The sequence below is a fragment of the Enterococcus sp. DIV1283b genome (assembly GCF_051710965.1).
Classification (GTDB): Bacteria; Bacillota; Bacilli; order Lactobacillales; family Enterococcaceae; genus Enterococcus_B; species Enterococcus_B lactis.
In genome coordinates this window covers 1733466-1756315 of sequence record NZ_JBIOLR010000001.1, presented here as the reverse complement: position 1 = coordinate 1756315, position 22850 = coordinate 1733466, and the positions used below count along the sequence as shown (strand labels likewise).

Below are 22850 nucleotides of genomic sequence, written 5' to 3'. Positions count from 1 at the left end.
TTCTCCTTTTTGTTCTTTTTACCATCATACCTAAACTTTTGTCTGATAGCTAGTTTTTCATTATTCAAGTATAATTAAAACAGAAAAAGGGGGGAGTAAATGCGTATAGGAATGCGAACAATCAAAACGGTGATCAGTGTCTTCTTTTCAATGGTCACAGCGGGTAGCTTATCGCTATTGTATTGGCCAGCTGCAGGAATCATTGCATTATTGAGTGTGGGAAATACAAAACGCTCTACATTGCGTACAGGGATGAATCGAATCGCAGCCTTTATATTAGCTACGGCAACAGCGCTGTTCAGTTTTTTTGCTGTTGGGTATACTATTTTTGGCTTCAGTCTTTTTTTATTCCTGTTCATCCCGCTTGCCTCTCGCTTCAAATTAACTGAAGGAATCGTCGTAAATTCGGTTTTGGTTACTCATTATTTAGTGGAGGAAAACATGTCTTGGCAGCTGATCGGCAATGAAGCGGGATTAATGGCGATTGGATTAGTATTTGCTTTGCTTGCGAATGTCTATATGCCAGATCGTACGAAGCAGCTGAAGGAAAACCAAATACAGATCGAAAAAGAATTTCGGAATATCTTGAGACAAATGGCAGAATTTCTTTTATCGGAAAATAAAGGAGATGTGCAGATCAAATGCGAACATTTGCTGACATTCATTCGCGAAAGCCAAGAAGATGCCAGAGAACATCAAGAAAACTACTGGCTCAGACAGCCGCTATACTATGAAACTTACTTCTCTATGAGACGAGCACAGGTCAATGTGATTAAAGACATGTTGGAAAATCTAGAGCGGATCCAACAACCCGCTTATTATGGAAAACATATCTACGGTTTATTGATTTATACGGCAGAAACATTTTCAGAGTCAAATGATGGCAGACAAATCTTAGCACGTATTGAAGAAGTTTATGTATTGTATCGGCAAATGCCTCTGCCGACTAGCCGCCCTGAATTCGAGGACCGAGCAGAATTGTTCCAGTTTTTGCAGTCTTTTAAAAGTTTTATTGAAATCAAGGCAGAATTCTCCCAACAAAAAATCAAAAATTAGAGGTTTTGAATTCAGCTAATACTCAGGTCAAAAAGCTGATTTCACAACCTCTTCCTTAAACGGTGTTCTCCTGCCAACTCCTCGGTCACAAGTCACAATATTCAACAAACATGAGAAGCTGTTTTTTGAAATTGCTCCTTGCGACTCGGAGCTGAACGGCAGGCTCACGACCTCTTGGTATAAACGGTGTTCAAAAGCCAGTTTCTCGGTATTAAGCCAAATTTATGCAAAAATGTGGAAAGCCATTTTCACAAAATTTTTCTTAATACTCGAAACTAAGCGGCTTTTTCACAACCTCTTCTTTAAACGGTGTTCAAAAGCTTGCATCTGCGGGAATAAGTCCAGCCAAACGAAAAATAGGAGGAGCTATTTTTGTTTGGCTGTTCTTATTACTTGATGCAGACCAGCTTTTTCACGACCTTTTAAAATTACATATTTTTCCATAAAACTTGCATTTGATCCAAGATGTCGATGACATCTTTTGTCAAGAAGAGAGAACGATTGGGCAAGTCACCTTCGATCATGTGTACCATATTGTTTATTTCGTAATTCATGGCTTCAGAAGTACTCCCGCTTTCGATGAATTCCTTCGTACCGTCTGTAAATAGGATCTCCGCACGATCAGCACGAGGATAATCAGCAATCGTCACATAGCCGTTTTCAAAGGCAACGATACCGACTTTTGGCATTTTTGCCTGAAAAGTCAAGCTGACAGCAGCAAGTTCATTTTCTTTGTTGCGCAAAATAGTGACTGATTGCTCGTCTACGCCTGTTTCAAAAGGGATCATTGTAGAGGCAACTACTTCAGGCTGAGAACTCAAAAAGAAACGAGCAAAAGATACCGCATACGTACCGATATCCAACAGAGCTCCACCAGCTAATTCAGGATTGAAGAATCGGTTTTCTGGATCTGGTTCCTTATAACTGCCGAAAGGTGCTTGGATCATTTTTAAAGCCCCTAGTTTTCCTGTATCCATTATTGAGTGTAATTGCTGATAAAGCGGCATGTTGAAGATGGTCATGGCTTCTGCTAAAATCAGATTCTTTTCTTCTGCTAAACGCATAGCATCAGCCAGTTCTTTTTTGTTCATCGTGATGGCTTTTTCGCATAAGACGTGTTTGCCTGCTTCCAATGCTGCCAAGATATGGTCGATATGCTGTTTATTTGGTACAGCAATGTATATGATGTCGATTTCAGCATCGTCTAACATTTCTTGATAGCTTCCGTAAGCTTTTGGAATATTGTAACGGTGTGCGAAGTTTTCCGCTTTTTCTGAAGTTCTGGAAGCAACCGCTGTTAGTTCACTTGTCTCTTGATTGAAGCTTTCGGCAAACTCATGTGCGATGGTACCTAGACCAACGATTCCCCATTGATATTTTTTCATCTGAAAACGCTCCTTCATAGTTGGATTGAGATTCTTTTCTGTCTATTATTATAACAAAAATCACGAAGAATGAAGGGGAGAGGACTTGAAACATTAAAAAAAATGAAAGCAGCGATTTAACAGGTGCTTTTTGACTAAAACTTAAGTAGAATAGTTAAAAGGAGGGGATAAACGTGCATCAAGTATATATTGATCTTATTATGAGTGTATTATTGGAACAGTTTGAAACTGAAAAAAACTTTTTAGATGAATACTTGCTGATCAGCCCAGAACAATGGCAAAAATGGAAAGATGGCGAGAAAAATTTGCCTTCTGAAGCGATGCAGAAAGTAAAAAATCTTTTCACTGATTATGAATGGATGCTTACGCAAAAGATTTTGCGTCAAACGATTATTTTTCCCGAGAAACGAAATATTGCTGTTGCAGAGTATAAACAAATTAAAACACGTATCGCGCAAAAATGGCTAAGCAGCAAAGCAGCAAAAGTCGAGCTGATCCCTTTGAAAAACAATCAGCAGGCTGGTAGGTACCTTGACTTGAAAGTAAGTATTCAATATGATGAATGGGGCTATGATGATATTTTGAATTTTCGTTTGCCAGCAGATGTTCAAAAACAGATTGAAGGAGAAAAAATCGAACTTCTTGATTGGGTGAATGAAAATCTGGAAGAAACTTACGTTCATGATACGAACGGGGAACGTGAAGAACAACGAAAGGATTTTTCAAGTGAATAAATTTTTAGGATTTGGAGCAGTTGTGATTATGATCGCAGCAATGGGCTATGTTATTTTTAGCGATGATGACGCGCATGTTCAAGCCGGCAATCAAACGGTCGAACGAACAAGCACCAAAACAACTGCTAGTAAAGAAAAAAACAGTCAAACAACAAGCAGCAAGGCAAAGGACAAAGAAACACAAGATCGTACATCCAAACAATTACCAGATGTTAAAACAGACGATTGGCAACTAGTTTTGGTTGGTCCAGATCACAAATTAGAAAAAGAAATCGATGAGTCTACTCAATTGGCATCATTGAGTAATGGATATTTGATCGACAAACGCATTGCTCCGGAATATGAAGCATTTGCTAAAGCTGCCGAAACAGCTGGGTTTCCGTTAGTTATGGTCTCAGCTTACCGGTCTGTATCATCCCAACAACAAGTTTTCGAACAAAATGTCCAAGATGTGATGAGTCGTCAAGGTGTATCAGAAGAGGAGGCGACAAAAATCACTAAAGAAACGATTACGGAGCCAGGATACAGCGAACACCACACAGGTCTGGCAGTCGATGTCGTCGATCAAAACTGGTACAACAGTTATCCTTCTACTGTATTGGATGCAAGTTACGGAGATCAGCCTGGAGCTAAATGGATCGCAGATCATGCTGCCCAGTATGGATTTATCGTTCGTTATCCAAAAGGACGCGAAGATATAACTAAAATCACATATGAACCTTGGCACTTACGTTATGTCGGTAAAGAAAATGCTGAGTATATCACCAAACACCAATTGACGCTAGAAGAATATCTGAATGAATTAAATGAAAAGTAGGAATTGATCATGGCGAAAAAAAAGTGGAAAAAGCAAAAGCGCAAGAATATCCGTTGGCCAGCAGTGGTTGCCGGTGTAGTAGTGATACTCCTAGCCTTTGTTTTTTCCTTGAAGAATCTGTCTTCTCCTTTTACTGATAATCAGCAAGAAAATGAAGCGCAATCCCATCAGCAATTTATTGAACGGCTTGTTCCACATGCCCAAGAACTACAAGATGGTTATGGAGTGCTTCCTAGTATCATTTTAGGACAAGCTATATTAGAATCGAATTGGGGAAAAAGTACCTTGGCTAGCAAATACAATAATCTTTTCGGGATCAAGGCTTATGGGGATCAGAAGAAAGTAAGCCTAGAAACAAAGGAATTTGTTAACGAAGAATGGATAACTATCCAAGGAGACTTCAAAGTGTATGATTCATGGGAACAGTCCATGGATGACCATACACAACTGTTCGTCCAAGGAGTAGATTGGAATCCTGCACTGTATGAAAAAGTGATTACGGCCACCAATTATCAGGAAGCCGCACAAGCATTGCAAGATGCAGGTTATGCGACAGACCCCGGTTATGCGCAAAAAATCATCCAGGTCATCGAGACGTACCAGTTGAATCAGTATGACCGGAGATAGCAAAGGAGAAGTGGCTGATGGCAGAACAATTTACGCCGGAAATCATGACGGAATTGAGAAAAGATATCGTAAGAGTACCGGAAATCATTTTAGAAGCAAGCGGGATCAAGATATTTGGAAAATTGATTCGTTCGATCATCTTTACTACGGATATCGCAATCATACGAAATACAAATGCGAATGCAGTAATTGCTGTGTATCCTTTTACACCACATCCAGCAATTACTAAAAGTATCATTGAGGCAGCTGATATTCCAGTTTTTTCCGGTGTAGGAGGCGGATTGACACAAGGTGCTCGTTCTTCTTACATGAGCATGTTTGCAGAAGCGCAAGGTTCTTTAGGGGTCGTTTTGAATGGTCCTACGCCTTTAGAGACAGTGAAAGAAGTATGTCGAGTAGTTGATATCCCAGTTATCAGTACGGTAACATCGAAATATACAGAAATTGATGAAAAGTTAGCAGCTGGTATTTCGATTATCAATATCAGTGCGGGAAAAGAAACTGCAGAAGCAGTACGTCATTTTCATAAAAAGTATCCTGAACTTCCTATTATTGCGACAGGCGGACCAACGGAAGATAGTATTGCTGAGACCATTCAAGCAGGAGCAAATGCCATCACGTATACGCCGCCAAGTAGCGGAGAGCTTTTTAGTCGTAAAATGGAAAAATATCGGGAAACTGAAAAAAAGAAACATGAATAACAGGTAAGAAGGAGTTGCTTCTGCTTCCGCCGTTTATACGTGTTTAGAGCGTGAGACAAAAGTGTTATTTACTTTTGTCCCACGCTCTTTTTCCGGATAAACGGTGTTCTCCTACCAACTCCTCGGTCACAAGTTACAATATTCATCAAACATGGGAAGCTGTTTTTTTAAAATTGTTCCTTGTGAATCGGAGCTGAACGGCAAGCTCACGACCTCTTTTATACTTGGTCCTATTTGTTCGAAATTCAGAAATAAAAGAAGATTTTTTTGTTTTTTTATCTGTAATGTACATATAAATAGTCGAAATCTGTTGTTATTATTAGCTTTACGTCAAAAAAATGTCTTGATTTATTGAAGCGCTTTCTATAGAATGAAAAACGAATAAAAACTAAAAAAGGCACCCGGCAATTTAGTAGCAGCTAAATCACCGGGGCTTGAAAAGTCAGCGGGAACTGACCAATCAAGTTGCCATAGTCAATGCTTGTGCATCGACGTGTATATTGTACCTAATTTCATACAGAATTACTAGTTATTTTTTCTGATTTTTTAGGGAATAATATACGCAGAGTGGCACGCTTATTTAGCTATGTCAAGGATATTGGACGGTTGTCTGATATCCTTTTTTCTTTGCGCAATTATCCTCCCATCATTGAAGCAAGAAGTATTTGTAGCAATGGAAAAAGAATCAGCACTATCTAATTTTCCTTGAAAGTATTGAGTTGTTCATCCTAGGCAGAACAAAAAGGCAAGCCTTGGTTTTTATTCGCCTTTAAAAAAGATGGTTTTATAAATATATTCTGTATAAAAATACAGTATATTGAAAAATGTCAATGGAAGTAGAGGTGTAGGAAATGAAGAAAAGAACGAGAATCATCTTAGCATTAAGTGTTATGTTATTATTCTTGACGGCTTGTGGGCAAGAGGATGACGAAAAAATCACGTTGAACATGGCTTGGTGGGGTTCACAAGTTCGACACGATGCAACGGTAAAAGTAATCGAGCTTTACGAAGAAAAAAATCCTCATGTAACGATCGAGTATGAATTCTATGATTATGAAGGATATTACACAAAATTAGGTACGCTAGCAGCATCAAATGATATCTGGGACATTTTCCAACTAAACAATCAATTTCCTCAATACATCAATCAGATCGAACCATTAGATGAATATGTGGAGCAAGGGATAATTGATGTTTCTAATGCGGATGAATCCTATTTAGCAACGACGATTTACGACGGGCAATTAGTTGGACTGTCCAACGGGGTGAACTCGTTTGCGATTGCTTACAATAAAAATATATTTGAACAATTAGGTATCCCTGAACCTGCTTCCAATTGGACATGGGAAGAATTTGAGCAAATCAGCTATCAAATTACTGAAGAATTAGGGATCTATGCTATTTCAAGGTTCGAAGATTTTATAGCTGGCTGTATTATTCAAATACCGCAAGTTGAAAAAGGATTGAATTTTTATAATCAGAAGGATTTATCTAACAGTTTAGGATTCGAAAATCCAGACTATTTACCAGATTTTTTCCAGCTGCGTAAAAATCTGGTAGATAAAGGTGCCCATCCAGAACCGGGTGGTGGAGCTGCAAGTACGACAGATCTGTCTTTTCAGGCAGTTAGAGATAGCGAAGCAGCGATGGTTTTTCTATCAAGTAACCAGTTGACAGAAATTTTGTCAGGCGCTCCTGAAGACATGGAAATTCGATTGATTAATCCCCCTCGCAGAAAATCAGATGGAGAATCTGGTATTCCTTTACGTTCTTCGCAAATGCTGAGTATGGCAAAAAATTCAGCGCACAAAGAAGAAGCGGCTAAATTTATTGATTTCTTCCAAAACAGTGAAGAAGCCAATGAGATTTTAAAAGGAGAACGCGGTGTACCAATCATGTCCAATATTCGAGAACAACTCGCTCAGACAGATGATACAACTTTACAAGCGACATTCGACTATTTAGAAATGATCTCCGATATGGACAACGGTGAAGTAAACGTTTTTGATAGCGCTTTAAATCCGGAAATCCAAGATCAATACAATCTTTTAGTAGAAAAAGTTATCTATGAAGAAATGACGGCAGAAGAAGCAGCAGAGAGTCTTTATGAGTTTGCTTCAAACATTCTGGAATAGTAACAGGAGGAAAGCATGAAAAAAGAAAAACTAAAACGATTCATGAATCAAGATAACGTGGTCGGTTACGTATTTGCTTCTCCATTTATTCTAGGATTTCTATTGATAACGGTAATACCGATGATCTTGTCTCTTTATTATTCGTTCACCGATTATCGTCTGGGGAATCCAGTCTCATGGATCGGCTTGGATAATTATATAAAAATGCTAAGTGATGCTCGTTTTTTGAACTCCATTCGAGTTACTTTTCTCTATGTATTTGCCTCTGTGCCTGTGAAACTGATCTTTGGTCTATTGATTGCTTATCTTTTAACGAGAAATATCAAAGGGACGACTTTCTTTCGTTCTTTGTATTATGTACCTAGTTTGATTGGCGGCAGTATTTCTATTGCTCTAGTGTGGCGGGAATTGTTTTCTAAAAATGGGTTAGTGAATATTTTTCTAGAACGACTAGGCGCACCAGCACTTTCCTGGTTTGGCGATCAAAAATTGGTCATGATCCCTCTTGTTTTGATGTCTGCTTGGCAATTCGGTTCGGCAATGATCATCTTTGCTGCAGGTATCAAAGAGATCCCAGCCTCGTATTATGAAGCGGCAGAGATCGATGGAGCGAACAAATGGCAGTCGTTTTACAAGATCACGCTACCTCTTCTTTCGCCAATCATTTTATATAACTTGGTCATGCAGACGATTGCAGCGTTTATGACTTTCACGCAAGCGTTCATCATTACCCAAGGTGGTCCGAATGATGCCACGAACTTTTATGCTCTTTATGTGTATAACCAAGCATTCTCTTTTAATTCTATGGGGTATGCTAGTGCTATTTCGTGGATCATGCTGTTGATCATGGGCGCTGTTACCTTTCTGATTTTCAAATCATCAAAAAAATGGGTCGTTGTGTGAACGGGAGGAGGAAAAAATGAATAAAACAGTAATGAAATGGTTCCAGTACGGGTTTATTTTGCTATTAGGTCTAGTCATGATTTATCCAGTCTTGTGGATGATCGCAGGTTCTTTTAAAACGGATCAAGAGATTCTAAGTGGTTCACTGAATTTGATTCCAGAAACTTTTCGATGGGAAAATTACGCAGAAGGATGGGCAGGTTTTGCTGGAATCTCATTTTTCACGTTCTTTAAGAATTCGTTTGTCATCTCTGCGGTATCAACGATCGGGACAGTGTTGAGCTCGACTTGTATTGCTTACGCATTATCGAGGATCGATTTCAAAGGAAAAAGGTTCTGGTTCGTCGTCATGTTAGTAACGATGATGATTCCTGCACAAGTGATTTTGATTCCGCAGTTTATTATTTACAATCGGCTGAATTTAGTTGGTACGTATGTGCCGCTGATCTTACCGCACTTTTTTGGACAAGCATTTTTTATTTATCAGATCATGCAATTCATGGTCGGTATCCCTAAAGAGTTAGATGAATCAGCGATTATTGACGGATGCAGCAAATATAGTGTCTTTACCAAAATTATTTTTCCTTTGCTAAAACCTTCGATCATAACCACGATCATTATCCAGTTTTATTGGAAATGGGATGACTTTATGGGACCGCTGATCTATTTGAACAAGCCGAGATCTTATACCGTATCGATTGCCATCAAATTATTTGCAGATGCTGGATCTAGCACGACTTACGCCAGTATGTTTGCGATGTCTACGCTGTCTTTGCTGCCGGTTTTTCTGATTTTCTTATTCTTCAATAAATATCTCGTCCAAGGAATCAGTACAAGCGGCTTGAAAGGCTGAATATGAAAAAGCCAATAGAGGAGATGTTTCTTTACAAGATCAACTACTATTTCTGTCGGATTTTTTTAACCAGTCTTATCAGTCATGGTCTTTTCGCTTTTTTCCTAGGATGTTTTTTTACTTTAGGCTTAACGCTTTCTGCTCCTATTGTCTATCTGATTTATTTTTTGATGATGTATCCTGCTTATTATCTATCTGCCCATTATTTGGCGGAAAAGAAGGTAGGTTGGCGGAAAGAAAAAATCAAAAGGTTATGTTTCATTGTTGCGTTGTTTCAGCTGTTCGTTCTTATTTTTGCAGCTGATTGGTATTTGTTCATAGAAAAGGCTGATGCTTGGTATCTGATTCCTTTTCTATTGTGTCTGTTGCTTTTTGTATCCCATGGTTTTTTTAGTACGCTAATTGATGTCTGCAAAGAAGAGAAAGCAGATAGTCTTATTTATTTGATCAAAAGGAATATCTGGCTGTTGTCAAGAAATGTCAAAGGGTTTCTGTGGTATTTCTGTCTTTTGTATGGGCTGTATTGGTGTATACAGTATGATTTTTTACTTGCTGCATTGCTGTATCCTGGACTGCCATTTGTCACAGCATGCTGGTTAAAAGAAAAGGAGAATGAGTTTAAATGAAGAAAAAATATGTACAAGTCGGTCTTGGCGGAAGAGCTCGCTTTTTTTATGAGGCAATTGCCTCTACGTATCATCAAACTTGTGAACTGGTCGGTTTTTGTGATGTGTCTCAAACAAGAATGGATTATGCAAATCGAGTACTTGTGAACAAGTATGGACAGAAGAAAGTAAAGACATGTATGCCATCGCAATTTGAACAGCTACTGGATGATGTACGGCCAGATGAAGTCATTATTACGTCAGTAGATCGAACGCATCATGATTATATCATCCGTGCAATGAGAAAAGGGTATGATGTTATTTGCGAAAAACCTCTGACTATCGATGAGGAAAAAGCGCAAGAAATAATAACTGTTCAAAAACAAACGGGAAGGAATCTGCGAGTCACTTTCAATTATCGTTATGCGCCATATCACACGAAGATAAAGGAACTGCTGGAAAAAGACATAATCGGCGATGTTTTCTCTATCCACTTTGAATGGTTGCTGAATACGCAGCACGGGGCAGATTATTTCAGAAGATGGCATCGAAATAAACACAATAGTGGCGGACTTCTCGTGCACAAATCTACCCATCATTTTGATCTGGTGAACTTTTGGTTGAGTAGCCATCCAAAAAAGGTATTCGCATTTGGTGGATTGAATTTTTATGGAATGCATAATGCGGAAAAACGCGGAGTAGAAACATTTTACAGTCGATGCTATGGAAGCAAACTAGCCAAAAATGATCCATTTGCTATAGATCTATCAGCCAATGAGGAATTACGAGAAATGTATTTGGAAGCAGAAGAAGACAGTGGATACATTCGTGATCGCAGTGTATTTTCCGATGATATCGCTATTGAAGATACATTAGGAGTGACGGTCAAATACGAGACTGGTACGATATTGACGTATTCGCTAAATGCGTATATGCCGTGGGAAGGATTCAATGTTTCTTTTAATGGCAGCAAAGGACGGATCGAAATGAAAGTGATCGAAAAGTCCTATATCAACGCTGGTGGAGATAAAAAAGATGAGGGAGCAGCCGTTCTTCAGTCCATCCAGGTCTATCCGATGTTCGGTGAACCCTATGAGGTAATCGTTGAACAAGAAGCAGGCGGACATGGCGGAGGAGATCCACGTCTGTTGGATGATCTGTTTGGCGAAGTAAAGGAAGAAGATCCGTGGAATCGAGCAGCAACTCACGTAGATGGTATCCTGTCGATCTTGACAGGAATTGCAGCAAACCACTCTATTGCTTCAGGAAAAGCAGTGGCGATTGATGAACTTGTCAGCTTCAAGGAATAAGAAGGAATTTACGAAAATTATTTCCCGTACGTTATAAATCTGTGCGCTATTGCCGTAGATTGTCTTTGGAACACTGTTTATTCGAAAAAAGGGTTGTGACACGTTTTTTTTCACAATCCTTTTTGTGTGGAATAGAATTTTTGGATAAGTGAAAATAAAAATAACTATTTAAACCCGAACAAAAAGGAGTAATGCATTAAAAATCATTAGATTTTACAAAAAAATAAGTAAACCACGTTGTCAGTTTCAGAAAGTAGTGTTAGACTATTTTCAATATTTGAAACAACATTCTTTATTCAAATATGTCAAACTGCCTTCACGTGCAAAACAGTTGCAAGAAAATGATTTTACACTATTATTAGTTTTACATACCTACTTATATATCGTCATAATATGGATGACAGTTTCTAGCCAGTACCGTAAATGCTGGACTATAAGTAAAAGATTGGCTATTTCACCCTTCTTTTCTTATGATAAAGTGGAGGGTGTTTTTCTTTAACAGAAACATAGTAGGTTTTTGCACAAAAGCGGTTTTTTGGTATTAATAAATGATAAAGGAGCAAATAAAGTGAAAGAATTAGTTGAACGTATTCAAAAAGACGGACGTATATTAGGCGAGGGCGTACTAAAAGTCGACAGTTTCGTCACTCACCAAGTAGACCCTGTATTGATGGAACAAATGGGACAACGGTTTGCAGAAGTATTTAAAGAACAAGGAATCACGAAAGTTGTGACCATTGAAGCTTCTGGGATCGCACCAGCTTTATTTGCTGCAAAAGAATTAGGTGTTCCAATGATCTTCGCCAGAAAAGCAAAAAGCTTGACGATGGATGAAGAATTATTGACGGCTTCTGTTTATTCTTTTACGAAACAAGTGACAAGTACGATTTCTATTTCTCGTAAATTCTTATCTTCAGAAGATAAAGTATTGATTATTGACGATTTCTTGGCAAACGGACAAGCGGCAAAAGGATTGATTGAATTATGCCAGCAAGCTGGAGCTCAAGTAGAAGGAATCGGGATCGTCATTGAAAAGTCTTTCCAAGATGGACGTCAGTTGCTTGAAGAAATGGGATTGAGAGTCGTTTCTCTTGCACGTATCGCTTCCTTGACGAATGGACAAGTTGAGTTTCTTGAGGAGGACGCATAATCGTGGAAAAAGAAACACAAAATGGAAAAGCCGCGGTTTTAGGGCTGCAGCATCTGTTAGCGATGTATGCAGGAGCAGTAGCGGTGCCTCTTTTGATCGGTACAGGACTAGGCTTTAATCAAGAACAGATGACTTACTTGATTTCAATTGATATCTTTATGTGTGGATTAGCAACATTATTGCAATTGACCGTTAACCGATTTTTCGGAATTGGCTTGCCTGTTGTTTTGGGATGTGCAATCCAAGCAGTAGCTCCGCTGATCTTGATCGGAACTAATGAAGGAGTAGGAGCTATTTATGGATCTATTATCGCTTCAGGTATCTTTGTTGTGTTAGTTTCAGGTATCTTTTCTAAAATCAAGAAATTATTCCCGCCTTTAGTAACAGGGACGGTTATCACCGTTATTGGATTGACATTGATTCCAGTAGCAATTGAAAAAATGGGTGGCGGTAATGCAACAGCGGCTGATTTTGGTGACAAAACAAATCTACTACTTGCATTTGTGACGATTCTCCTCATTGTAGGTGTGCAAATGTTGGCAAAAGGGTTCATTCGTTCCATCGCGGTATTGATTGGTTTAGTCGGTGGAAGCATCTTAGCTGCTTTCATGGGAATGATCGATCTGAGTGCGATTGGAGATGCACCGTTGTTCCATGTCCCACAACCCTTTTATTTTGGTAAGCCAACTTTTGATGTATGGTCGATTTTACTGATGATCATCATTTCTATGGTCAGCATGGTAGAATCAACGGGTGTATATTTTGCGCTTGGTGACATTACTGGGAAGAATGTTGGAGAAGAAGAATTGAAAAAAGGATATCGTGCAGAAGGACTTGCCGTTATCTTAGGCGGTATTTTTAATACATTCCCTTACACAGGCTTTTCTCAAAATGTCGGATTGGTTCAACTTTCGGGTATCAAAACGAGAAAACCTATCTACTTCTCTGCGTTCTTCTTGATTGTTTTAGGATTATTCCCTAAAATCGGTGCGCTAGCACAAATCATTCCTGAGCCGGTACTTGGTGGAGGAATGTTAGTCATGTTCGGGATGGTGGCAGTCCAAGGAATCCGTATGCTGTTGGAAGTTGATTTCAGCAATGATAAAAATCTATTGATTGTTGCTGTTTCTGTTGGATTTGGGCTAGGTTTCAATATTACGCCGACGTTATTCAGTCAAATGCCTCAAACATTGCAAATGTTCACTGGCAATGGCATCGTAATGAGTAGTATTACGGCTATCATATTGAATCTGATCTTTAATGGTTTAAAAAAAGATGAAGAAATAGTAGAAGAAGCCTTCAAAAAATAATGAAGTAAAAGAAAAGTTGTGAAACCAGCGTTTTGAGTGAATATCGAGGGTCAGCTGATTGAATACCATTTATACTAAAAAAGGATGTGACATCACTTTTGTCACGTCCTTTTTTATGTATTGGATAAATACGAACAATAAAATGATTTTCTTTATTAATATTCGAAATTTCTTTGACATCAAAAAATACGATTGTTAAAATATGGGTGTAGAAAAACTGGGAGGAAAAACAATGACAGCAAAAATCTCTGTGATTATGGGGAGTACTTCAGATTGGGAAACAATGAAAGAAGCATGTCAAATATTGGAAGAATTCGGTGTGTCTTATGAAAAAAAAGTCGTTTCTGCTCATCGCACGCCAGATTTGATGTTTGAATATGCACAAAGCGCTCGAGAAAAAGGAATCAAAATCATTATTGCAGGAGCAGGTGGAGCCGCCCATCTACCGGGGATGGTTGCGGCAAAAACAACTTTGCCGGTTATCGGCGTACCGGTCCAATCACGAACATTAAATGGTTTAGATTCGCTTCTGTCGATTGTTCAAATGCCTGGAGGCGTGCCTGTGGCTACTACGGCAATCGGAAAAGCTGGAGCAATTAATGCTGGACTACTTGCGATACAGATGCTTTCCATGTATGATTTAGAATTGGAGGCTAAATTGGCTGAAAGACGTTCAATGTTGGCTAAAACTGTTATAGAAAGTAGTGATCAACTTGGTTAAACCTTTGTTGCCTGGTTCAACGATCGGGATCGTCGGCGGCGGTCAATTAGGTCGTATGATGGCGATTAGTGCAAAAGAAATGGGCTTTAAAGTAGGTGTGCTGGATCCTGTAAGTGATTGTCCAGCCGCACAAGTTGCAGATTGGCACATTGAAAGTGTCTATGATGACACCTTTGCGCTGAAAGAGCTTGCTAGAAGAACAGATGTCATTACCTATGAATTTGAAAATGTCAGTGTAGAGGCGCTAAATGCGATCTTACCCATGTCATTTATTCCCCAAGGGACAGACTTGCTTGCGATTACGCAAGACCGCCTATTGGAAAAATCTTTTTTGGAAACGAACAACATCGTGATTGCTCCTTATGCAACGATCGTCAGTCCGACAGATATCCAAGATGCGATTGACGGGATCGGTTATCCCTGCGTTTTGAAAACCACTCGAGGCGGTTATGATGGCAAGGGGCAGTATGTTTTGAAAAGTCGGGCAGACTTGGCCCCAGCAATGGATCTTTTAAGAGAAGGAACCTGTGTTTTAGAAGCTTGGATCCCATTTGAAAAAGAAATTTCGATCATGGTGGCAGGAAATGGACAAGGAGATTTCACAACTTTTCCGGTCGTGGAAAACATCCATCGAAACAACATTCTGCACGAAACGATTGCTCCAGCCGCGATTGCTCAGGATGTGATTGAAGAGGCTGAGCGTATTGCCCGTGTGATTGCAGAAGCAGTAAGCCTTTCAGGTGCTTTAGGGGTAGAAATGTTTTTAACAAAAACAGGCGGGCTATATGTGAATGAATTAGCCCCTCGTCCTCACAATTCTGGACATTATTCTATCGAAGCTTGTTCTATGAGTCAGTTCGATGCCCATATTCGAGGTATTTGCGGCTGGCCGTTAGGAGAAAAAGTGCGTCTGACAAGCAATGCAGTGATGGTCAATGTTTTGGGAGAACAACTGTTGGAAAGCTATCGCTTGATTGAGAATAAGCCAGACTGGCAATTCCATTTCTATGGAAAAAAACAAGCGAAAAAAGGTCGCAAGATGGGACATATCACTATCTTGACAGAAGACATCCAGCAAACGCTGGAAGAAATCAAACAAACGAATATTTGGGATTAGAGGAGAAAAAACATGTTAGAACGTTATACACGCCCTGAAATGGGGAATATCTGGACGGAAGAGAACAAATACCGTGCGTGGCTCGAAGTCGAGATTTTAGCAGATGAAGCTTGGGCAGAACTTGGTGAAATCCCGCAAGAAGATGTGAAAAAAATCCGTGAGCATGCATCATTTGATATCGATCGGATCTTGGAAATCGAAAAATCAACACGCCATGATGTCGTTGCTTTTACACGAGCGGTTTCTGAAACATTGGGAGAAGAAAGAAAATGGGTCCATTATGGTCTAACAAGTACGGATGTCGTAGATACTGCTTATGGCTATCTCATCAAGCAAGCAAATGATATTTTACGGGAAGACTTGAAACGTTTTACGGAAATCATTGGCGAAAAAGCAAAAGAACACAAATATACAGTGATGATGGGGCGAACACACGGTGTCCATGCTGAACCAACTACTTTTGGATTGAAACTTGCTACATGGTATTCAGAAATGAAACGGAACATTGAACGATTCGAACATGCGGCAAAAGGAGTAGAAGCAGGAAAAATCTCAGGAGCAGTGGGGACGTTCGCAAATATCCCGCCATTTATTGAAGAGTATGTATGTAAACAATTGGGGATCCGTCCGCAAGAAATCTCTACTCAAGTTCTCCCTCGGGATCTCCATGCTGAATATTTCTCAGCGATGGCGCTTATTGCTACAAGTATTGAACGCTTTGCAACAGAGATACGCGGATTGCAAAAGTCTGAAACACGTGAAGTAGAAGAGTTTTTTGCGAAAGGTCAAAAAGGTTCTTCTGCTATGCCACACAAAAGGAATCCGATCGGTTCAGAAAATATGGCTGGTCTAGCCAGAGTGGTGCGCGGACACATGGTCACTGCCTATGAAAATGTCACATTATGGCATGAAAGAGATATTTCTCATTCTTCAGCAGAACGAATCATCTTGCCTGATACCACGATTTTATTGAATTACATGTTAAATCGTTTTGGCAATATCGTTAAAAATCTAACGGTATTTCCTGAAAACATGAAGCGGAATATGTCTGCAACATTTGGTTTGATTTATAGCCAGCGCGTTATGCTGAAATTGATCGATAAGGGAATGACAAGAGAAGAAGCTTATGATCTTGTTCAGCCAAAAACTGCGTACGCTTGGGACAATCAAGTTCAGTTCCGCCCACTGTTAGAAGAAGATCCAACCATCACATCGGTATTATCTAAAGAAGAAATAGACGATGCCTTTGATTATCATCATCATTTGAAAAACGTTGACGTGATATTCAAACGAGTAGGTTTGGAATAAAGAAGAGTGAGTTGCAAAATTCAATTAAAATAGAATAGTAAAAATAACCAAAAAAGAAGCAGATCCGTTAGCGGTTCTGCTTCTTTTAGTTTATTATGTTTTCTTATCGATAATAGGAACCTGATTTTAAAAGCGACTACCTCTTTACATACAAAAAATAGAGGAATTAAGCGTAAATGGCTTGGCTATTATAACTAAAATGCTGGTTATGGAGATATTGCAGCAAATTTTCGAGAAAAGTATATTCCATCTCTTGTCCATTAAATAAGATCTGGATACGATAGTGATTTTTGAAACGTTTCTGCTCGTGGATCTGACTGATTAAAAGTTCGCCTTTGTGTTCTGTCCGATAACTAAAAGTCCTTTTACGGCATTCAGCGCAACGCTTAGCTGCTCGGCGGATTTTCCGAAAGGTATAAAAACTAGTATCTTTATTGCATAAATAAACGTCTTTGATTGACAACAAATCATTATATAGACAGGAACGTTCTTCAGCCGTTAATTCTGATAAAAAAAGCTGACCTTGTTTTATTGCATCTTCCATCGGCAAGTGCCTCCTCGATCCAGTTATCCAAATTTTTAGTTAATTTTAATATACCATCATTATATATAAATGTAAACGCTTGTTGATGAGGGGATTTTTACACTTGCAACAAAACACGAACATTAAAAGAATCTAATGCCTTTAATGTACATATTTATGTTGATTTCTAAAAAGATGATTGTTAAAATTCAAAGTGAAAACACGAACAAAAATCGATGTATTTGCTTTCAATGTAAATAAAAAGGAGAGTCAGACATGGAGAAAAAAGAACTTCTGTACGAAGGGAAAGCCAAAAAATTATATCTTACCTCTGATGAAAACTTGATTTGGGTAGAATACTTAGATCAGGCGACTGCGTTGAATGGCGCGAGGAAAGATCAGATAAGTGGGAAAGGAGAATTGAATAATCAAATCACAAGTACGATTTTCCGCTATCTGACCCAGCGAGGAATAAAAAATCATTTTATTGAACAATTATCTAAAACCGAACAATTAGTAAAAAAAGTACAAATCATCCCTCTGGAAGTGGTTATCCGAAATATTGCAGCAGGAAGTTTCTCAAAACGTCTAGGTGTTCCTGAAGGCAAAAAATTAATCGAGCCAATCGTTGAATTCTACTATAAGGATGATCAGTTGGATGATCCTTTTGTCAATGAAGAGCATATCTATTTCTTGCAACTGGCAAAACCGGAAGAAATCAGTGAGCTGAAAACCCAAGCATTAGCTATCAATAAAATTTTGATCGAATTATTCGCTAAGGTTGGTCTGGTTTTAGTAGATTTCAAGCTAGAGTTTGGTCGGTCGAATGAAAAAATATTACTTGCGGACGAAGTAACACCGGATACTTGCCGATTATGGGATGAACGTACGAATGAACATATGGACAAAGACGTTTACCGCAGAGGCTTAGGTGATCTGATTCCAGTCTATCAAGAAGTATATAACCGTCTATCGGAACTAACTGAAGAAAAGGAGCGAGTATGATGTATTTCGTAAAAGTTTATGTAACCTATAAAGATTCAGTGTTAGATCCTCAAGGAGAGGCAGTAAAAAAAGCAGTCCATCGTATGGGATATGAAACAATCGAAGATATCCATATCGGAAAATACTTTGAGATACAACTTGCTGATACAGAAGAACCAATCGATACAGTGATTGAAACGATTTGTGACAAGTTGCTTGCAAATGTAAATATGGAAACATACCGATATGAAATCAAAAAAATGGAGGAAGTGTAACATGAAATTTGCGGTCATCGTTTTTCCAGGTTCAAATTGTGACGCAGATATGTTATGGGCAGTTCGCGAGATCATGGGCGCTGATGCCGAATTCGTTCGGCATGATGAGTCCTCTTTAGAAGGATTTGATGGGGTTTTACTGCCGGGAGGATTCTCCTATGGTGACTATTTGAGATGCGGCGCGATTGCTCGGTTTTCTACAATCATGGAAGAAGTGATTCGTTTTGCTGAAGAAGGGAAACCCGTATTCGGTACATGTAATGGATTCCAGATATTGACAGAAGCTGGACTGTTGCCAGGTGTACTGAGACGAAATGAGTCTTTGCATTTTATTTGTAAAACTGTACCATTGAAAGTCAATCCTAAGACGGCCTTTACTTCAGAATATGAAGCAGATGAAATAATCTCTCTTCCAGTTGCTCACGGGGAAGGAAATTATTTCTGTGACGAAGAAACACTTGAAGAACTAAAGGAAAATAATCAGATCGTCTTTACTTATAATGACAACATCAACGGCAGCGTGGAAAACATTGCAGGGATTACGAATAAAGCGGGGAATGTGTTAGGAATGATGCCTCATCCAGAACGTGCAGTAGAAGACTTGCTAGGATCAGAAGATGGGAAACGGTTCTTTGCTTCCATTTTAAAAAACTTCGGAAAGGTGACCGTATAGATGAAAACATTGAATGAACCGACAGCTGAAGAGATCAAGAAAAAAAGAATCTATGCCGAATGGGGATTGACTGATGAAGAATATCGAATGATCGAAGAAGATATCTTAGGAAGAATGCCTAATTATACGGAAACTGGACTGTTTTCTGTTATGTGGAGCGAACATTGTTCCTATAAAAATTCTAAACCGGTTCTACGCAAATTTCCTACTAGTGGACCTCATGTCTTGCAAGGCCCTGGAGAAGGCGCAGGCATCGTCGACATCGGTGATGGACTAGCAGTTGTCTTCAAAGCAGAAAGTCACAACCATCCCTCAGCCGTGGAGCCTTATGAAGGAGCTGCGACAGGAGTTGGCGGAATCATCAGAGATATTTTCAGCATGGGGGCTCGTCCAATTGCGTTGCTAGATTCATTGAGATTCGGCGAATTAGATAATCCAAGAACAAAATATTTACTAGAAGAAGTAGTTGCAGGTATCGGCGGATATGGCAATTGTATCGGCATACCGACTGTAGGTGGCGAAATTGCATTTGATCCTTGTTATGAAGGAAATCCATTAGTCAATGCAATGTGTGTAGGTTTGATTGAACACAAAGATATCCAGAAAGGGCAAGCCGCTGGTGTCGGCAATTCGATCATGTATGTAGGAGCAAAAACAGGTCGCGACGGCATCCACGGCGCAACTTTTGCCTCAGAAGAATTTAGTCAAGAAGAAGAACAGCAACGTTCTGCTGTACAAGTAGGCGATCCTTTTATGGAAAAGCTGCTGCTTGAAGCGTGTTTGGAATTAATCTTGCATCATTCGGATTCTCTAGTAGGTATACAGGATATGGGAGCAGCAGGACTTGTTTCATCTAGTGCGGAAATGGCTTCAAAAGCTGGTTCAGGACTTATATTGACATTAGACGAAGTCCCACAAAGAGAAACTGGAATGACGCCTTATGAAATGATGCTATCGGAATCACAAGAACGGATGTTGATTTGTGTCAAATCAGGAGAGGAAGAAAAAATCCAAGAACTATTTCAGAAGTATGATCTAGATGCAGTCACTATCGGTAAAGTAACAGACGACGGGCAATATCGTCTATATCATCAAGGGAAAGAAGTAGCGAATCTGCCAGTCGATGCGCTGGCTGAAGATGCGCCAGTCTATCATAAAGAGATGAAAGAACCAGCTCGAATCGCAGATTTTCAGCAGTTGGCCCCTTATCAGCCGGTTATTGAAGAACCTGGACAAGTATTGCTTGATCTGTTGCAACAACCGACGATTGCTTCGAAACGTTCAATCTACGAAACTTATGATTCACAAGTACAAACCAATACAGTTGTCTGTCCAGGAAGCGATGCGGCTGTGATGAGAGTCAGAGGGACGAATAAAGCATTAGCGATGACCACAGACTGCAACGCTCGCTATCTCTATTTGGATCCAAAAGTCGGAGGACAAATAGCAGTGGCAGAAGCAGCTAGAAATATCATTGCTAGCGGTGGTAGACCCTTGGCGATCACCGACTGCCTGAACTATGGTTCTCCTGATAAACCAGAAGTTTTTTGGGAATTATCGACTTCAGCTGACGGCATTGCTGCTGCGTGTGAAACGTTAGGAACTCCTGTTATTTCAGGAAATGTCTCTTTATATAATGAAACGGACGGTCAAGCAATCTATCCAACACCGATGATCGGTATGGTCGGATTGATCGAGGATCATGAACATATCACTACTCAGGAATTCAAAAAATCAGGGGATCTAATCTATATATTAGGCAAGACGTTTGCAGATTTTGATGGCAGTGAATTACAAAAGATGCAGCTTGGAAGAATCGAAGGGGTGATTCGAAACTTTGATCTAGCCGTTGAAAAGAAAAACCAGGAGTTAGTATTGACAGCCATCCAAAACGGATTGATCGAAAGTGCCCATGACTGTTCAGAAGGTGGCTTGGCAATTGCACTGGCAGAATCAGCTTTCAAATATCAGCTAGGTTTATCTGTGCAGTTTGGCTTGCCCTCTGCTCAATTGTTTGCAGAAACTCAATCAAGATTTGTATTGACAGTTGCACCGGAAAACCAGACACGATTCGAAGAAATGATGGGAGATGCTGCTGTTTTAGCAGGTAAGGTGACGGATGAAGCGATAATCGAAATTTCAGCAACTGACGGTCAAATCAAAATAGAAACAGCAGTAGCAAGAAAGTGCTGGGAGGATGCAATCGTATGTCTTATGAAGTGAAGAGTTTAAATGAAGAATGCGGAATCTTCGGTGTTTGGGGTCATCCAGACGCCGCTAGTGTGGCATACTTCGGGCTCCATAGTCTTCAGCATCGAGGACAAGAAGGTGCTGGTATCGTGTCCAATGATCGAGGAAAACTCATGGGTCATCGAGATCTGGGTCTACTTTCTGAGGTATTCAAAGATCAAAGAAAATTGCAGCAGTTAACGGGAGAAGCTGCAATCGGACATGTACGTTATGCAACAGCAGGCAATGGAAGTGTGGACAATATTCAGCCTTTTCTATTCAAATTCCATGATCAGTCGATCGGCTTAGCGCATAATGGTAACTTAATCAATGCTCGTTCCCTTAGAAAAGAGTTAGAGGAAAATGGGGCGATCTTCCATTCCAACTCCGATACGGAGATATTGATGCATTTGATCCGACGAAGTGAAGAAACAGATTTTTTAAATAAATTGAAAAGTGCTTTAAATGAAGTCAAAGGTGGCTTTGCCTATTTATTAATGACAGAAACGGCAATGATTGCCGCTTTGGACCCAAATGGTTTTCGTCCATTAGCAATCGGACAAATGAAAAACGGAGCATACGTGATTGCCTCGGAAACTTGTGCATTAGAAGTTATTGGGGCACGTTTTATAAGAGATGTCCAGCCTGGTGAGATAGTGATCATCAATGATGAAGGAATCCAGATTGTTTGCTTTACGAAGGACACGCAGCTTTCTATTTGTTCGATGGAATATATCTATTTTGCCAGACCGGATTCAAATATCGCAGGAATCAATGTGCATACTGCACGGAAAAATATGGGACGGAATTTAGCGAAAGAATCGCCAGTAAAAGCAGACATGGTTGTTGGTGTACCTAATTCTTCTTTATCAGCCGCAAGTGGTTATGCAGAAGCTAGCGGTATCCCTTACGAAATTGGATTAGTAAAAAATCAATACATTGCCCGAACATTTATCCAGCCGACGCCAGAGCTAAGAGAGCAAGGCGTCCGAATGAAATTATCTGCTGTACGTGGGGTAGTGGAAGGGAAAAAGGTGATTATGGTTGATGATTCGATCGTTCGGGGCACGACAAGCAGACGGATCGTCCATCTTTTGAAAGAAGCAGGAGCAAAAGAAGTACATGTGAGGATTGCTTCTCCTCCTTTGAAATATCCATGTTTTTATGGGATTGATATTCAAACGCGTAAAGAACTCATTGCGGCCAATCACACGATTGATGAAATCAAAGAATGTATCGGTGCCGATTCTTTAGGTTTTTTAAGTGAAGAGGGTCTGATCGAATCGATCGGTCTGGAAAAAGATGCTCCGTATTCAGGATTGTGTATGGCTTATTTCAACGGAGATTATCCGACGCCGTTATATGACTATGAAGAAAAATATCAGGAATCACTAAAAGAAAAAGTATCGTTCTTTTAAAAGCAGATCAAGAAGG

Annotated in this window: 22 protein-coding genes and 1 riboswitch; of the genes, 20 read left to right on the top strand and 2 right to left on the bottom strand. The window is 39.6% G+C overall.

Features of this window, described 5'->3' with window-relative positions; all coding sequences use genetic code 11:
* Positions 1-99 precede the first annotated feature (99 nt).
* Positions 100-1056, top strand: coding sequence for an aromatic acid exporter family protein (locus IGJ53_RS08600; protein ID WP_010732730.1), 957 nt, complete (start codon positions 100-102; stop codon positions 1054-1056).
* Between the two features lie 428 nt (positions 1057-1484).
* Here IGJ53_RS08600 and IGJ53_RS08595 read toward each other — a convergent pair whose 3' ends face one another.
* Complete coding sequence (locus tag IGJ53_RS08595) at positions 1485-2441, bottom strand: Gfo/Idh/MocA family protein (RefSeq protein ID WP_259742404.1); 957 nt, start codon at positions 2439-2441, stop codon at positions 1485-1487.
* Positions 2442-2614: 173 nt separating this feature from the next.
* On the opposite strand from IGJ53_RS08595, the gene IGJ53_RS08590 reads away from it, so the two are divergent.
* From IGJ53_RS08590 to purB, 14 genes are all read left to right on the top strand, one after another.
* On the top strand, positions 2615-3175 hold the full coding sequence (locus IGJ53_RS08590; RefSeq protein WP_002293272.1) for a hypothetical protein: 561 nt from the start codon (positions 2615-2617) through the stop codon (positions 3173-3175).
* Complete coding sequence (locus IGJ53_RS08585; RefSeq protein WP_002374382.1) at positions 3168-3992, top strand: M15 family metallopeptidase; 825 nt, start codon at positions 3168-3170, stop codon at positions 3990-3992. Before IGJ53_RS08590 ends, IGJ53_RS08585 begins: the two co-directional genes overlap by 8 nt.
* Positions 3993-4001: 9 nt before the next feature.
* Positions 4002-4619, top strand: a complete 618-nt coding sequence (locus IGJ53_RS08580; RefSeq protein ID WP_002315168.1) for a glycoside hydrolase family 73 protein — start codon at positions 4002-4004, stop codon at positions 4617-4619.
* A gap of 17 nt (positions 4620-4636) precedes the next feature.
* Positions 4637-5320, top strand: coding sequence for a hydrolase (locus IGJ53_RS08575; protein WP_259742405.1), 684 nt, complete (start codon positions 4637-4639; stop codon positions 5318-5320).
* Positions 5321-6171: 851 nt separating this feature from the next.
* Positions 6172-7455 carry an ABC transporter substrate-binding protein gene (locus tag IGJ53_RS08570; protein ID WP_438750053.1) on the top strand — a complete coding sequence of 428 codons (1284 nt, stop codon included), beginning with the start codon at positions 6172-6174 and terminating at the stop codon, positions 7453-7455.
* 15 nt (positions 7456-7470) lie between these two features.
* Positions 7471-8358: a carbohydrate ABC transporter permease gene (locus IGJ53_RS08565; protein WP_002313850.1), complete on the top strand. Its 888-nt coding sequence runs from the start codon at positions 7471-7473 to the stop codon at positions 8356-8358.
* A 16-nt stretch (positions 8359-8374) separates the two neighbouring features.
* Positions 8375-9211, top strand: a complete 837-nt coding sequence (locus IGJ53_RS08560; RefSeq protein ID WP_002292245.1) for a carbohydrate ABC transporter permease — start codon at positions 8375-8377, stop codon at positions 9209-9211.
* A gap of 2 nt (positions 9212-9213) precedes the next feature.
* The gene (locus IGJ53_RS08555; RefSeq protein WP_010732727.1) at positions 9214-9837 is read left to right on the top strand and encodes a hypothetical protein; all 624 of its coding nucleotides are present in this window, start codon (positions 9214-9216) and stop codon (positions 9835-9837) included.
* Positions 9834-11126, top strand: a complete 1293-nt coding sequence (locus IGJ53_RS08550) for a Gfo/Idh/MocA family protein (RefSeq protein WP_259742407.1) — start codon at positions 9834-9836, stop codon at positions 11124-11126. The genes IGJ53_RS08555 and IGJ53_RS08550 overlap by 4 nt, the downstream gene beginning before the upstream one ends.
* 356 nt (positions 11127-11482) lie before the next feature.
* A riboswitch (purine riboswitch) is annotated at positions 11483-11580 on the top strand.
* Positions 11581-11694: 114 nt separating this feature from the next.
* On the top strand, positions 11695-12276 hold the full coding sequence (locus IGJ53_RS08545; protein WP_002292242.1) for a xanthine phosphoribosyltransferase: 582 nt from the start codon (positions 11695-11697) through the stop codon (positions 12274-12276).
* 2 nt (positions 12277-12278) lie between these two features.
* Positions 12279-13586 (top strand): nucleobase:cation symporter-2 family protein, encoded by a 1308-nt coding sequence (locus IGJ53_RS08540; protein ID WP_002292241.1) that lies wholly within the window; start codon positions 12279-12281, stop codon positions 13584-13586.
* A 232-nt stretch (positions 13587-13818) separates the two neighbouring features.
* Entirely contained in the window at positions 13819-14307 is a 489-nt protein-coding gene (gene purE, locus IGJ53_RS08535; protein WP_002315162.1) for a 5-(carboxyamino)imidazole ribonucleotide mutase, read from the top strand.
* Complete coding sequence (purK, locus tag IGJ53_RS08530; protein ID WP_002315161.1) at positions 14300-15424, top strand: 5-(carboxyamino)imidazole ribonucleotide synthase; 1125 nt, start codon at positions 14300-14302, stop codon at positions 15422-15424. The genes purE and purK overlap by 8 nt, the downstream gene beginning before the upstream one ends.
* Positions 15425-15436: 12 nt before the next feature.
* A complete protein-coding gene (gene purB / locus IGJ53_RS08525) occupies positions 15437-16732 on the top strand; it encodes an adenylosuccinate lyase (protein WP_002306865.1) in 1296 nt (431 codons plus the stop codon).
* A gap of 166 nt (positions 16733-16898) precedes the next feature.
* Here purB and IGJ53_RS08520 read toward each other — a convergent pair whose 3' ends face one another.
* Positions 16899-17276 carry a hypothetical protein gene (locus IGJ53_RS08520; protein ID WP_010732725.1) on the bottom strand — a complete coding sequence of 126 codons (378 nt, stop codon included), beginning with the start codon at positions 17274-17276 and terminating at the stop codon, positions 16899-16901.
* Between the two features lie 255 nt (positions 17277-17531).
* On the opposite strand from IGJ53_RS08520, the gene purC reads away from it, so the two are divergent.
* The 5 genes from purC to purF are packed head-to-tail and all read left to right on the top strand — an operon-like array spanning position 17532 to position 22834.
* Positions 17532-18260, top strand: a complete 729-nt coding sequence (gene purC, locus IGJ53_RS08515; RefSeq protein WP_002374406.1) for a phosphoribosylaminoimidazolesuccinocarboxamide synthase — start codon at positions 17532-17534, stop codon at positions 18258-18260.
* Complete coding sequence (gene purS, locus IGJ53_RS08510) at positions 18260-18514, top strand: phosphoribosylformylglycinamidine synthase subunit PurS (RefSeq protein WP_438750048.1); 255 nt, start codon at positions 18260-18262, stop codon at positions 18512-18514. The genes purC and purS overlap by 1 nt, the downstream gene beginning before the upstream one ends.
* Position 18515: 1 nt before the next feature.
* Positions 18516-19187, top strand: a complete 672-nt coding sequence (purQ, locus tag IGJ53_RS08505) for a phosphoribosylformylglycinamidine synthase subunit PurQ (RefSeq protein WP_002292228.1) — start codon at positions 18516-18518, stop codon at positions 19185-19187.
* Positions 19188-21410, top strand: coding sequence for a phosphoribosylformylglycinamidine synthase subunit PurL (purL, locus tag IGJ53_RS08500; protein ID WP_086328306.1), 2223 nt, complete (start codon positions 19188-19190; stop codon positions 21408-21410). It begins immediately after the preceding gene.
* Positions 21395-22834, top strand: coding sequence for an amidophosphoribosyltransferase (gene purF / locus IGJ53_RS08495; RefSeq protein WP_438750046.1), 1440 nt, complete (start codon positions 21395-21397; stop codon positions 22832-22834). Before purL ends, purF begins: the two co-directional genes overlap by 16 nt.
* Positions 22835-22850: the final 16 nt, after the last annotated feature.